General features: G+C 65.5%; 7 protein-coding genes. 1 reads left to right on the forward strand and 6 read right to left on the reverse strand.

Annotation, left to right across the window (positions count from 1 at the left end):
• Positions 1-10 precede the first annotated feature (10 nt).
• From ACSGC5_RS01430 to ACSGC5_RS01440, 3 genes are read right to left on the reverse strand one after another with little or no spacing between them, the layout of a single operon-like run.
• Complete coding sequence (locus ACSGC5_RS01430) at positions 11-3,376, reverse strand: DUF499 domain-containing protein (protein ID WP_390178391.1); 3,366 nt, start codon at positions 3,374-3,376, stop codon at positions 11-13.
• Positions 3,377-3,405: 29 nt separating this feature from the next.
• Positions 3,406-6,192, reverse strand: coding sequence for a DUF1156 domain-containing protein (locus ACSGC5_RS01435; RefSeq protein ID WP_228177893.1), 2,787 nt, complete (start codon positions 6,190-6,192; stop codon positions 3,406-3,408).
• Between the two features lie 44 nt (positions 6,193-6,236).
• Positions 6,237-8,237 (reverse strand): helicase-related protein, encoded by a 2,001-nt coding sequence (locus tag ACSGC5_RS01440; protein ID WP_434968844.1) that lies wholly within the window; start codon positions 8,235-8,237, stop codon positions 6,237-6,239.
• A 63-nt stretch (positions 8,238-8,300) separates the two neighbouring features.
• Here ACSGC5_RS01440 and ACSGC5_RS01445 point away from each other — a divergent pair, with 63 nt between their 5' ends.
• Positions 8,301-9,908 (forward strand): recombinase family protein, encoded by a 1,608-nt coding sequence (locus tag ACSGC5_RS01445; RefSeq protein WP_024476692.1) that lies wholly within the window; start codon positions 8,301-8,303, stop codon positions 9,906-9,908.
• Between the two features lie 230 nt (positions 9,909-10,138).
• Here the strand turns inward: ACSGC5_RS01445 and ACSGC5_RS01450 are convergent, their stop codons facing one another.
• The 3 genes from ACSGC5_RS01450 to ACSGC5_RS01460 form a co-directional block, all read right to left on the reverse strand.
• Positions 10,139-11,107, reverse strand: coding sequence for an IS481 family transposase (locus ACSGC5_RS01450; protein WP_101852925.1), 969 nt, complete (start codon positions 11,105-11,107; stop codon positions 10,139-10,141).
• Positions 11,108-11,789: 682 nt separating this feature from the next.
• Positions 11,790-12,521 (reverse strand): helix-turn-helix transcriptional regulator, encoded by a 732-nt coding sequence (locus ACSGC5_RS01455; protein ID WP_051317669.1) that lies wholly within the window; start codon positions 12,519-12,521, stop codon positions 11,790-11,792.
• Between the two features lie 503 nt (positions 12,522-13,024).
• On the reverse strand, positions 13,025-13,879 hold the full coding sequence (locus ACSGC5_RS01460; RefSeq protein WP_024476689.1) for a helix-turn-helix transcriptional regulator: 855 nt from the start codon (positions 13,877-13,879) through the stop codon (positions 13,025-13,027).
• Positions 13,880-13,918 lie beyond the last annotated feature (39 nt).

Genomic DNA, 13,918 nt, shown 5'->3' on the forward strand with positions numbered 1-13,918 from the left:
CAGACTCTGGTCAGTTCTCGAAACCGGAGCTCGGGTCGAACTTGAGAACGCGCGCGTTCTCGGAGATCGTGCGCACTTCGCCTTCGTCGAATCCGTCGCTCTTGCTGGCCTGGATGTCGATGGTGATCTCGAGCTTGGCGCCGGCGCCGGCGAGGCGGTCGATGATTTCGCGAGTCACGTTTCCGATGTCGCGCGAGTACCGGTCGGGGTCGACCTTCACGGAGCCGAAGTAGCGGCTCGGGCGTCGCGGCGCGGAGCTCTCTTCGTTCGATCCCTCCTCGTCTGCTTCGTCATCGATCAAGACGACGTCCACCGGGCCGACCTCGGCGGCGCCGTCCTCTGCTGCGCGCCGGGCGGCTTCTCGAGCGGCGGCGGCACGATCTGCAGAGGCCTGTTCGTCGGCCTTGTTCCAGTCCACGAGGAGCGTGCTGTCGGTCACCTGGAGCGCGGCGTTCTGCGCAGGCGGCACGATCAGTCCGCGGTAGCGACTGGCCTCAGTGTCCTTCGCTGACGCGATCGCGAACTTCTCGCCGTCGACGAGGACCGAGTTGAGCGAGCGTTCGATCGCGGAGTCGAGCGTCTCCCTCTTGACGAGGCGCGGCAGGTAGACGTAGCGCGTGAAGTAGCCCCACAACTCGCCAACGCTGATCTCGCCCTTGTCGCGCCACAGCTGCCCAAGCTCCTGATGGAGGGTCGCTCCGAGGATCGGCGCACCCAGCTCGGTCACAAGCTGATCGTCGCGGGACAGCTTTGCGGCGACGCGCTCGGCAAGCGAGCGGCCGCTCGAGTCCGGCACCTTGTCGGTGATCAGCTCGAACGGCTTGGTGGCGTCGAACTGCTCGGGGTAGACCGCCCACACGAAGGTGTCGCGGATTCGATCCGAGACGGTCCGATCCAGGCGCGTGACCCAGTCGTCGGTCTGCTTGCGCTGCTGTACCGACAGGTTGAGGCTCTCGCTGGTCGCCTGCACGCGCTTCCACGCGAGATAGCTGCGAGCAGCGGCCTCCAGGCTCTCCAGCTCGCTCTTATCGGCCACCAGGAACACGAGAGTGTTGCGGTGCACGCGCTGGCTGGCGCCCTTGGTCTCGATCGCCTCGCGCACCCACTGGTGGGCTGAGGAGTTGGCACCGTCGGACTTCCGCCGCGAGTGGCGCGGGTGGACGATCACCAGGCGCGCGTCTTCGAGGTCGGGGATGTCGGCGCTGGATGCCGGCGCGACGTGAACTCGATCGAAGACACCGCGCGCACGTTCCTCGCTGCGAAGTCGCTCGGTGATCTCGTTCCACACGGTCTCGACGTCTTCGCGGAGTCGCTCGGCATAGTCGTTCGCAGTCTTCGTCACCGACGGCTGAGTGTCGAACCAATAGTGGCCCTGTTCCTCGTAGAAGTACGTCGACCGCTGCGCGAGCAGCTCGATCGCACTGCCGAAGTTGCCGAGCGTGTCACCGGGCGCCGCGGTTCCGAGCCAGACGTACTGCTTATCCAAGCCTTTCCGCGACGCCTTGATCCTCGGGGCAGCTCCCATGAAGATCGTTCGCGCGATCCGCTGCGTCACGAACCGCTGGCCCAGATTGGGGCGGTCGAGGTCGATCTGTTGCGCCATCGACCCCGGACCGTCGATGTCCGAGTCGATGATCGGCTTCCACTGGTCCTCGAGATACTGAGTGAGGTCGGTGTTGACCGTCGTCGCTTCCAGCGGCACGTTGCCGGGGAGGATCAGCGGGGACGTGTCGTTCGAAGCCCACAGCTCGTGCACGATGGACGACACGAGCTTGAGCACGCCGCGGGTGCGCTGGAACCGTTCCAACGTTGACCAGTCCTCGTAGAGGCGATCCAGCAGCTCGGGGTGCAGCGGGTACGACGCGCGAATGCGCTGCTCGTAGTCGTCACTCGGTGCCGCGGCATCCCGGGGGAATAAGGCGGTGTTGCTCCGATAAAGAGTGACGAAGCTGCGAGCTACGGCGGAGATCGTGGTCAAGCCCTCAGCGTTCGGCGCCTGGAAGATCCGGCGGCGGACGATCTCGAACGACTCGTCCTTGCTCGACGGTCGCCACTGGTCGGCGACCCGGCGGATCACGTTCTGCAGGCGCTCCAGCGCAAGCTGGCCGTTGGCGCCACCGATCTCGATGTCGCTACCGCTACCCGCATCACCGGTATCAGATGCCGGGATCGAGACGACGAGCATCGCGCCGGGCACTGACCGCACGACCTCCGTCAACGACTGCGCGAACGTGAACTGTGTCTCGAACGAGCCTGACGGAAGCTCCTTGTCCGTGACGAGCTGCCGGGCGTACGCGACCCACTCGTCGATCAGGATCAGCGCCGGCGAGTACTTCGCGATCAGCGTCCGCAGCGCTTCACCGGGGTTCGTCCCAGCACGGTCATCGTCTGCGATGAGGTCGTACGCCGCGCGGCCGCCGAGCTGCCACGCGAGCTCGCCCCAGAGCGTGCGCACCTCGGTCCCGTCGTCCTTAATGAGAGGTGATCCCGCCTTCAAGTACGTGCCGACGAGCGCGACGCGCTTCACGCCCAGCGCCGCAAGATCCGGGTTTCCGGTCTCGGCGATGAGCTCCTGCAGCTCCTGCGGGAAGTCCTTTGCGGGGGTGCCGCTGAAGAGGTGGTAGAGAGCGAGCATCGAGTGCGTCTTGCCACCACCGAAGTTGGTCTGCAGGTTGACGACCGGACTCGCGTTGCCGTCCCCGCCGCCCACGCGTCGGAGCGCGCGCGACAGCAGATCCCGCAGACCCTCTGTGAGGTAGGTGCGGGTAAAGAACTCGACCGGGTCGCCATACTCGGGGCTCGTCGCCTGACCGGTTCGCACGAGATGCAGGTCGGCAGCGAACTCGGATGCCGTGAACTCGCCGCGTGCCACATCATCGTGCGGGCGGATAACCTCGCGCCACGGCCGCAACCCCGAACCCGGGTCGAGCGTCACTGCCGTCCGCTTGACCTGCTTACGCGTCTGATCCTCGAAGACCGTGCGCTGTAGGTCGACCCGGAGCTTACGGACGTCCTCGGCCGAGTCCACCGCTCCAACGGCATGAAGCAGTCGCTCGATCGTGTCGAGCGCGCGCGCCGCGTCATCAGAACTGAACGGCTCGTTGTGCGCCCACAGATTTCGCGTCTCGCGGAGCTCTGAGCCGAAACCCTGCTGCGCACGCGACAGCACGTCCTTGAACCGGTAGCCCTGCTCGGTGATCGCGCGAAGCTGCACCTGCACATCATGCTTAGTCAGCGTTCGGGCTAGTCCACCCCGGCGCTGCGCGTCTTCTTGTGCCCACGCGGCAGGCCAATCCGACGTACCGTAGGCTGCGGTCATCACTTCATCGACGGAATCGAGCAGACCCTCCGACAACAGGTCGAAGGCCTTTCCCACGCGATCACGGTTGTTCATCGCCATCGAGCTCAGTCCCCATCCTCATCGAAGTCGAACGCCTGCTGAACGGCCCGCGGCGTACCGGCGTGCTTTCGCGCCTGCTCGTTCACGTCACCCCACGCACTCACCAGCCCGTTGAAGAGAATCGCGTCTTTGGTGTCGCGCTTCTTCTCGGCCTCGTGGAATAGCAGGAATCCCAACTCCTTCACCGCGTCGAGATTCACCCGCGTCTGAACTGAAGGAAGCAGGGAAGCGACCTGATCGGCTCCGTGCTTTGCCATCACCGCCGCAAGGCGAACCGTCGCCTCCCACACGCTGACGCGCTCGTCGGCGCTCACGTCCCATGCGCCTTCAAGCTGGGTCGGCGAGAGAAGTCGCGCCTTCCCGCCCTTTGCCTCGAAGATGCCCCCGCGCTCAAGCGCTCCGATCGACGTATCGGAAGAGCGCGCAAGCTGGTCAGCAATGCCGGAGTTCTCCTGGGTCCAGCCGTATTGGCGATACCACTTGACTGCGAACCGAGTGTCGGGATCGAAGTCCGACTCTTGCTCGCCGATTACTTCGTCCAGCGTGGCGTTTACGAGCAGGAGTGCGTCCTTCACACTCATGTCGGAGCCATCCGCCTCCCGCACCCGCGAGTACCGGGAGAACACGGATATGCCGGGTCCAATTGCCGCCTGCGCGAGATCGACGGGTGCAATCGCGCCCTGCATCAACGTGCGTAGCGCCTCTGGGAGCTCCGCCTTCAGTGCGGCCACGAACGCTCGTCGGGTCGTCGTAGGCGCATCGCTCGGGCGGGGGCGACAAGCCAGGACAATCGAAGAGGCCAGGGCGTTGGCATTTGAACCGATTAGCCTTCCGCTCATCTCGGTTCGCATGGGCCACGTCGCGGTTATCTCCCACCCAGAGTCAATGAGACCGTCCAGTAGCGTGTGCCAGCCGGTAGAGGAGGTCCCCTCGGCGTTGGCCTCCTGTTGCTTGTACGCGTAATAGACAGTCAGCGGGACATTCGGGTCTGCGCCCTCGCGGACTCGGGCAAAGACCGAGTTGAAGCCCTCGATGAAGAACTTCTCCGCTCCTGCTTTGCCATCATGTCGGTACGGATTAGCGACAAGCTCCTCGAACTTCGGAGTGAGCATAGTCCCAACCGTCTTCGAGTGGATCGTTGAAAGAGATCGTCGCAGCCAGACGTAAAAGAAGTCCGATAGGTCCGAGTAACCGATGTTGTCGTAGTAGGGCGGGTCGGTGGAGATGACGGCGCCCGAGTAGTCACGTGTCGAGGCATCCGCCTGACGTGCGGTGCTTCGACGTCCCGCCGGGAGACGGTCGATGGCGTCGGCCATTCCATCGATCTGGGTTATGAACCCTCCAGACCATGTCGAAAACACATTCGCCTCTGCGTAGTCCCACGCCATGGGAATGGCCTGACGAGAGAACACGTTTCGGATCTTCTGGAGACTGCTGTCCCAGCCGCAACTTGATGACGAGGCGTTGGTTTCTCGGCTGACCGCCAGCGCGAGATACGTTGCGACGGCATCTGCATAAGCCTCCGCGCCAGTCCCTCCATTCTCGAGTCGGTCGCCCTTCGGGAGACCCGCGGCAAGCGCGTCGTCGCGGACCTTCTCGCGGGCGTCCGCGACGAGATCACTCAGCGTGGTCAGCGCAACGAGCTGCCTATTGGTGAAGAGGTCGGAGAACTTCGTCAATCCATAGGCCGGTGGCGAAAACCAACGGGGGTTCGTTGGTACGTCGGCATCGATAGATGAATCCGGACGATCGACCGCCGCGGCCGCGGCCTGCTCTGCAGTGGGCGATAGGTAGAGTCGGCCGCGCGCGCCCTCCGCCACTACGGCTATGAGGTGTGCTCCAAGCTCGCCCCGCTTCCCCGCTTCGCGGACGTAGTCATACGTGAAGGGTGTGCCATCAGCAACCGAGCGGGCGCCTTTCCCGTGCTTGATGGTGCCGTCGTCATCACCCTTCGGGCCGTTGGCGTCATTGTGCACCTCGTAGTGGATCTTTCTGCCGACAACCCGGGCTTCGATCCACGCCTCGCTACCCTTCTTCTTGTTCAGCCACCAGGAGCGAACCAACGGAACCTCGATTGGGTTTGCCGGATTCGGGCTATTGACGGTGCGGGCCCAGATCCAGGCAATGACAGTGTGCTGCGTACCGTCTGGTCCGGTGACCTTGGGGTAAAGATGCCCGATGGTCCGCTCGGCTTGGTCTCGCATCCAGTTGCCGTACGCGCGAACATCCTCCGCCAATCCCTCGGAGCGGCCCCACGCATTGCGGGTCCCAGCAGCGCCTGGATGGACAGGTGGTCGGCCGGCGAAGGTCGGCGGAATCTCGATGAGCGCCTTGTTGATGAGGACCGCGACGGGGTTTAGGTCGCTCGCGTGCGCTTCGAGCCCCAGCCGCTGCGCTTCGAGTGGAATGGCCCCACCGCCGGCGAACGGGTCCAGGACGGAGGGTAGCTTGCCATCGTTGCTCTTGCGGATTTCCGCTCTCGCCTGGGCAAGAAGCGCATCATCATTGCTGTTCTCCCAGATGATCAGCCGCTCGAGCAGTCGATGCAGTCGTGCACGCTCCGCGTCCTGCGCATCGACTGTGGGGAACTCTTCCGGACGAGACGCAGGGTCGTCGACCAGCTGGGCGAAGAGAACGGCGCGTGCGACCGAAATAGGGCGGCGCGCCCAGTAAAGGTGCACCATCAGAGGTAGCCCTTTGCGGATCGACTTTTTCTCACGAGCGGCGGCGAAGTTGATGGCTTCGAGCGGCAGAGACGTCTCGATGAGCTTCTTCTTGGGTGCTGCGTTCACTGATGCATCTCTCGTGGGTCCGTTAGTCGTGTCGCCTGAATCTGTCATCGCGGTGGGCCTCCGCGATCCCAGTAGTCGTGCCATTCCTCGTTGTACGACCGTGTTGTCGCGGACGGCTCAATGTGGGTAAACGCGTCCATGACATAGCGAAGTCGGTCCCGCTTCTCGCCGTCCGGCGACACGAGGACGAGGGCGAGTCGGTGACGGTCGCCCTGCGTCTGCGCGAACGTGACCTCGTTCGTCGTGATGGTGAAGGTGTCGGACCCCTCGATCCGCCCCTTCACCTCGATGTAGTGAATGCGCCCGTCGGGATCGAAGGACTGGATGTCGTATCCGGGATTGTTCCTGGGCATCTCGTGGGGCGTGCGGCCGAGTGCGCGTTCGGTAGCGAGAACGGCTTCGACGGCTCGGCGTTCGACGAGCTCGGTGTTGCGCGCGTAGGTCTGAGGCGCGGCATCCTCGTCGCCAGGCGACAGTCGTTTGCTCGGCACGACGAGTGCTGACCCGCGGACAACGGCGGGAAGTGCGACGAGTTGCGTGCTCTCGTCGAGGGCGCGGAGCCGCTTGTCGAGTCGTTCGTCGAGCTGGCGGGCTCGCTGGAGCGCGGCGTCGGCGCGGAGGCGGCCTATGGTGCCGGAGCGTTCGAGCGCTTCGAGGCGATTGTGCTCGCGGTCCCAATGGTTGATCTCGGCCAGGAGGCGTTCCTTGACCTGCACGCGGGTGCGGTCGACATCCACGGCTATCCGCGCGGCGAGTTCGTCCATGCGAGGTGCGAGTCCGTCTCGATACGCCCACGTCCGGATAGAGCGTTCATGGTCGCTGTTTGCCCACTCGTCCGCGAGGACCTCGGCGATTGCCGCAGCCTCACCCGCGTGTGGTGCGTCGTAGTCGAGGTAGGGCGGCGCAGCAGCGAGCGTGACAGCCCCCGTGGTGTCGAGGACGGGGTAGTCGAAGTGGTGCGACACGGTGTCGGCATCGGTGGTGGCGTTCTGGATGCGCTGCTCGACGGCATACAGCAGTGCAGTGTGCTCGGATTGCTGTTCACGGCGATCGACGAACACGGTTCCTCGTTTGAGCACGGGCCCGAGGTCTTCGATCGTGAGTTCGATGACCGCTTGGAGGAGCGGGTGGCCGGGGGCGAGAAGTGCCGCCTGTGTCTGATTCTCGGGGCGAACGTGTGCAGTCTCGAACGTGGCTCGTTCGTACCGCTCCGGCACAGGTGCCCACCGGTTGAGTCGGCGTGCCGTGTCGATGACGCGCTGTGGTATCCGCGTGATCTCGTATCGGCCCTTCTCGCGCCGACGGATACGGCCACCGAGGCGTTCGAAGGCGGGGAGGAAGAACGCCGCGATGTATCCGGGCTGCAGGCGTCGCTCGCGGGCCTTCTCCATCCGCTCACGGATCTCTTCGAGATTGAGCGAGGAGTACATCTCGGGGTGCAAGGCTCGTTCAGCGACCATGGTGTCGAGCCCGTGGGCGACGCTCGCGTCGATGACTCGGTCGAGCTCGGCCTTGCGTTCCGGCTCGTCGCCGTACCGGATCGCCTCGATCAGCAGTTCACGGAGCGACTTCTCCTGGAAAGCATCCGCGTCGCCGAGAACGTTGAACAGGTTGCCGTTGTACGCGATCGACATCTGGTCGATCTTCGACAGCAACCGCGTGAACACGTCCCCCTCGCGTGTGTCCTTCGCGACCATGTTCCACAAGTGGCACACTTCCCGCTGGCCGATGCGGTGGATGCGGCCGAAACGCTGCTCGATCCGGTTCGGGTTCCACGGCAGGTCGTAATTGACCATGAGGTGCGCCCGCTGCAGGTTGAGGCCTTCGCCCGCGGCATCCGTCGCCAGGAGCACGACGGTGTTGCGGTCGTAGGTGAACTGCTCGCGCGCCGCCTTGCGGTCTTCGCGGCGCGTGCCGCCGTGAATCGTGATGACCGACTCCGGGCGACCCAGCTGCGTCGTGATCTTCTGCCGCAGGTAGTCAAGGGTGTCCTTGTGCTCGGTGAAGATGATGATCTTGCGCGGTTCGCCCGAGTCGTCGTGCACGAGTAGCCGAGGTTCTGTAAACGCACCTACCTCTCGATGAGAGCTAGGAAGGCGGTGGCTGAGATGAGCCACGATCAGCAGGAACGAACCGCAGGCAATGAGCCGAACGACCAGGCGACGGCGCAGGCGTCGCCGTCGTTGCGGGCGGTGGTGTATGTGCGGATCAGTGATGATCCCGAGGGCACCGAGCGCGGTGTTGACCGGCAGGAAGCTGACTGCCGGGCGTATGCGGCAGCGCACGGGTGGGAAGTCGCCCAGGTGTACCGGGAGAACGACACGTCGGCGTTCAAGCAGCGCACGATCACACTCCCGACGGGTGAGCGGGTGCGGCGCGTGGTGCGCCCGGAGTTCCGCGCGATGTTGAAGCACCTCAGCGAGCAGCGCGCCGGGGTGATGATCGCCTACGACCTGGATCGGGCGGTGCGCGACCCGAGAGACTTGGAAGACCTGATCGACGCCAAGGTACTCAACGGCTTCAGCGTCCGCTCCGTGACCGGCTCGCTGAGGTTGGATACGGATTCTGATGTGGCGATGGCGCGGGTGCTGGTCGCGATGGCGAACAAGTCCTCAGCCGACACCGCCCGCCGTGTCGCTCGGGCGGCGAAGCAGCAGGCCATCGAGGGCACTTGGCATGGTGGGCAGGTGCCGTTCGGCTACCGCGCCGAGAACCACACGCTCGTGATCGACCCCGAGGCTGCCGAGTTGGTGCGGGAAGCCGCGCGGCGGGTGCTGGCCGGAGAGACGTTGTACCGGATTCTCACCGACTGGAACCGGCGGGGTATCCGTACGACGCACGGGTGCCGGTGGTCGGATCGGACACTCAAACTGGTGCTGCGCAACCCCTCGATCAAGGGGGTACGGGAGTATCGACCGTTGTTGCCGGACGGCACCCGGTCGAAAACCTCCCTGATGCAGACGACCGCCGCGTGGCCCGCGATCTTGGACGAGGACACCTGGCAGCAGGTCTCCGATGTGCTCGATGCCCGCAAGCAGGCCCGAAACTTCCATCAGCCCGGCAGTGGGGCGGCGAAACGGCTGTATCCGTTCTCGGGTCTGATCCGCTGCTCGACCTGCGGACGCGCCATGCTGCATCGCGGCCAGGTGTATCAGTGTGTGCAACAGGTGCCGGGCGGGTGCAACCGCTCGATCCGTTCCGGCGACCTCACCAAACTCGTGGAGGAAGCCGTGCTCGCGACGTTCGAGCAGATCACCCTCAACCCCGCCAAGCGCCAGTCTCCGGGCGCGGATCAGGCCGCACGAGTGGGGCTTGCCGCGACGCTCGATGCCGACCGGGAACGCCTCGCCCGGCTCGATGATGACTACTACGACGGGTTGATCGACAAGTCGATGTGGGTGCGGCAACGCTCACGGATCGCCGAACGCATCGAACGCACCCGCCGCGAGTACGCCGCCACGGTGCCGGAGCACACTGGCCCGTCGATTGATATGACGACCGTCGCACAGGAGTGGGCCGACCGTACCCCGATGTGGCAGCACCAGGCCGCCAGTCTCGTCCTTGAAGCCGTCCTCGTTCACGCCCTGCCCAGGGGGATGAACGGCGCGACACCGGCGAGGCGGCGCAATGAGACCGTCGAAGCGTTTCATGCCCGCCGTGAGGTGTACCGGGCGGGGATTCTCGCACATCGGGTCGAGTTCGTCTGGCGCGCCTAACGCCCCCGCGCCTTCGGCAGGCCGCAGAGGGCTTGCAGTTGCTCACGCACCCGTGGGTCAGCGATGACCGGAGGCAGGCCCTGCGCTGCGCGGCTCTCCCGCGCGAGGCGTGCGCCGAGTGGTTCGGGGGCATCGGTCGAGGCTGGTTCGGGCGTGGTTGTGGTGGTCTGCGTCGAGGTATCCATGTAGACAGGTACGACAGGCAAACCACAACATCTAGTTGTACGGGGTCAGGACGTTGGTTGCAGTCGGCTGATCGGGGGGTTGCCTCCGAGGGCTGAGTGGCGTCGTCCAGTGTTGTAGTGCTCGAGCCAGGGGTCAAGTGCTGCGGTGCGGTCGTCGTTCGAGGTGAACGGTTGCCGGTAGGCCCATTCGGTTTGCAGGGTCCGGTTGAACCTCTCCACCTTGCCGTTCTGCCACGGGCAGTGCGGTTTGATGAACTTCTGCCGGATGCCGTGCGCGCCGCAGACGCCGCGCAGCGACCATCGGTAGGCCCAGGCGTTGTCGGTGATCAGCCGCTCGATGCGGGGGATGCCGTGCGCGGCGAAGTAGCCGATGGCGCGTTCGAGGAACGCGGCGCAGGTCGGGCCCTTCTCGTCGGGGAGGACCTCGGAGTATGCGAGCCGGGAGTGGTCGTCGACGACGGAGTGCACGTAGTCGTAGCCGACGACGGTCTGTTTCCGGGCGGCTGTGGAGCCCATCGCTCTGCCGTGCGCCTTCCACCCGCCGCCGTCGGGGATGCGACCGAGCTTCTTCACGTCCATGTGCACCAGCTCGCCGGGCTGCTCGCGTTCATAGCGGACCGCTGTGGTCTTCGACGCGCGGATCCGCTCCCCGGTCATCGGGTCCAGATCGACCAGACGAGGCAGCCCGGACCGGGCGATGATGCGCGACACCGTCCGCGCCGGCACCCCGGTGCGGGCCGCGACCTCGTCACGGCCGACTCGTTCCTTCTTCCGGATCGCGACCACCGCCGCGGCCCTGGCATCGGGGGTGCGGTTGGCGACGTGGTGAGGCCGCGAGGAGCGATCGTAGAGACCGGCTTCACCCTCGGCGCGGTAGCGGTCCAGCCACCGCTTCACGCAGCGTCGGGACACGCCCATTGCCGCGGCGATATGCGCCTGCTTCCACCCGGCACCGGCACGATGGACGATGAGCAGCCTGCCGTGCACGGTCAAGCGGGCATTACGGTGGGACACGAGAACCTCCGAGTTCGTGAAGACGTCAGACATCTCCACTAAGCCCGGAGGTTCTCCCCTTTCACAAGACCGGAAACGCCACCAACCTCATGGCCGGGTACATCTAGTACCTGGCATCGAGTTGAGGTACTATATGCAGACTTATCCACAGGGAGCTACCTGCGACCGACCCCAAACGGGGTATGTCACGGGGGTGCCGATTCGGTACCCTCGTGAACCGGCTCAACGGTGCCGCAAATTTTGCGGCACCGTTCGCGCCCGTGACGGCCAGCCGAGCGGAGCGAAAGCGCAGGTCCGACGGTGGTGGCGATTCGACACCACCGTGAACGGTCGCGGTGAGGTCGCAGCGGATGCGGCTTGGTTCGCGGGGGCAACGGCGAAACTCCTGGTCGGACGGTGGTGCCAATTTGCCACCACCGTCACGAGAACCACAACGAGCAGCACAGCGGGCCGAGGTCGCAGGCTGGACGGTGTGGGAAATTTTCCCCGACCGTCGCCCCGCGAGTGTGGTGCCGCCGATTCGACGGAACCACCCCGGCCGGGAGTAAAAGCCCTGGTCGCACGGTTCCGGCAATTTGCCGGAACCGTCACCCCCACCCCGACATGCAGGCGCGCCGGAGCGTATCGCGGTCGCGTGGTGGCGGTGCTCATCGTCGGGTTCCTCCGGTCGTGTGGGCAGGTGTCAGTAGGTAGGTGCGCACCCGTTCCCACGGGAGTCGTCGGCGCGTGCGGTGGCGATGCCGACGCCCGGCCCCGCCCGGCTCGCGGACGGTGGGCCGTAGCGCCGGTACTCGATGGGGGTCACGCCCATGTAGCGGCGGAAGATGCGCGAGGCTTGCCCGCAGTGGTGGCACCAGCCGACCCGTTCGGTGATCGTGCCGATGAGCAGATCGGTTTCGCGGATCAGGCGCGCCATCTCCTGTACGCGCAGGATCGACAGGTACACCGGCGGCGTCACCCCGAACGAGTCCTTGAACACCCGATTGAGCTGACTCGGCGACAGGCAGGCGTGCGCGTCCAGTTCGGTGAGCGGCCACTGCCTGGCGATGTTGCTCTGCATGAGCGCCGCCGTGCGCATAATCTCGCGGCGCACCGGCTTGAACTCCCGCCACCGGGGAGGCGCGACCCGCACGGCCCGCTGCCGAGAGGTCAGCGGCGGCACCTCCACCGGCGCGTGACGAACCAGCGGCGCGATGGCGGCGAGCACCGTGAACAGCAGCGCATACGCACGGAAGTAGCCGCGCGGCGATTGGTCTTCGCCGGTGAGTGTGGCGAGTTCATCGAGGATCGGCCCGAGCCGTTCGGCCTGCGATTCTCCGACGCGCAGCACCTGCACCGGATCGGGATACAGGTGAGTTGCGAGGTCGCGTGCGGCTTCGCCGTCCGCGAGCACGTCGAGGTGCTGCCAGAACAACTGCTCGACCAGTAATCGGTATCCACTGCCACTGTCCTCACCGTGACGGTGCCCTCGGGTTCGTACCCGAACTCGACGTTCGGGGCGACCAGCACCACATCACCCACCGACGCCGACCCGCCCGCATCGGCATCGGCATCGGCATCGGTGAGGATGATCGAGCCGTCGCGCACGACCACGAAGCGCACACAGTCATAGGCGGTCGCCGCCAATATGCGACGGTGACGGATGCTGGTGACATAGACGCAACTCCACGGCTCGACCGGCTGCACTATCGCGGGGTGCGGCGACTGCGGCGTCCTTGTAGGCTCATGACCGGTCGGCGTGGTCGCCGGGCGTTCGAGTAGCAGCGACATGACGACCTCCCTTCTCTGACCACCCCCGAGCAACCAGGGGGAAGAACCGGCCTACCAAGCACCGGCGGTCGCGGCGAAGCAGGAGACGAGCAGGCCGGGCGTTTCCCGGTCACTCCGGCACTTTGCCGGGCAGCGCGACCGGCTCGGTCATGGGAGGTCGGTCATGAGCGGGCGCATGTCTCGGTAGCGGCTCGGTGTCACTCCGGTGTGCGCTGTGGATGCTTCTACCGCGCGCGACCGGCTCCGCCACCCCACCCGCTGCCCGGTGGCGGTGACGGTGATGTTCGTCTCGCGTAGGAGCCGCGCCATCTCTTGCACGCGGAGCATCACCAGGTAGGCGGTCGGGGTCTTCCCGAACGTGTCCGTGAACACGCGCACCAGGTGCTTCGGAGAGAGCCGCACCAGGGCTGCCAGTTCCGCGAGCGTCCACGGGTGCGTGATCCGGCTGTGCAGCGCGTCGCGCACCAGCATCGCCTCACGACGCAACGGTTCAGGCACCCGACTTCGAGCGGAGAACGGGCGAGCGCGGGCACGTTGCAGCCGGGTCAGCCGCACCGTCGAGACGCGGATGCACGGCGCGATCACATCGGTGATGAGGAACCAGAGCGCCTGCATCCGATGGAACCGTTCCAGGTACTTGCCCTCGACGGTGAGGGCGACCAGCTCGTCCAGCCACGGCAACAACCGCCCGGCTCGATCCCGGCCCAGGTGCAGTACCTGGGCAGGTTCGGTGTACACCTTTCCCGCGAAGTCGTGGGCGTCGAGGCGGTCGTGCAAGATCGCGGAGTGTTGCCAGAAGAACTGATCCAGCGCCATGTCGGTGTCGATGTAGACCGTCGTATAGGTGACCCGCCCCTCGGGTTCGACGCCGAACAGCACGCTCGGCCCCAGCAGCACCGCGTCGCCAAAGCTGACGGGTTGCTGTCCGAACTCGCTGAACACGATGGCCGTGCCGTCACGGATCACAACGAGCCGGACAACGTTGTACGCCGCCAGGCCCACAGGTCGATGCGTCGTCCGTGTCCGAGCCGACAACGGCGG

Source organism: Microbacterium sp. bgisy207, from assembly GCF_965345035.1.
GTDB lineage: Bacteria > Actinomycetota > Actinomycetes > Actinomycetales > Microbacteriaceae > Microbacterium.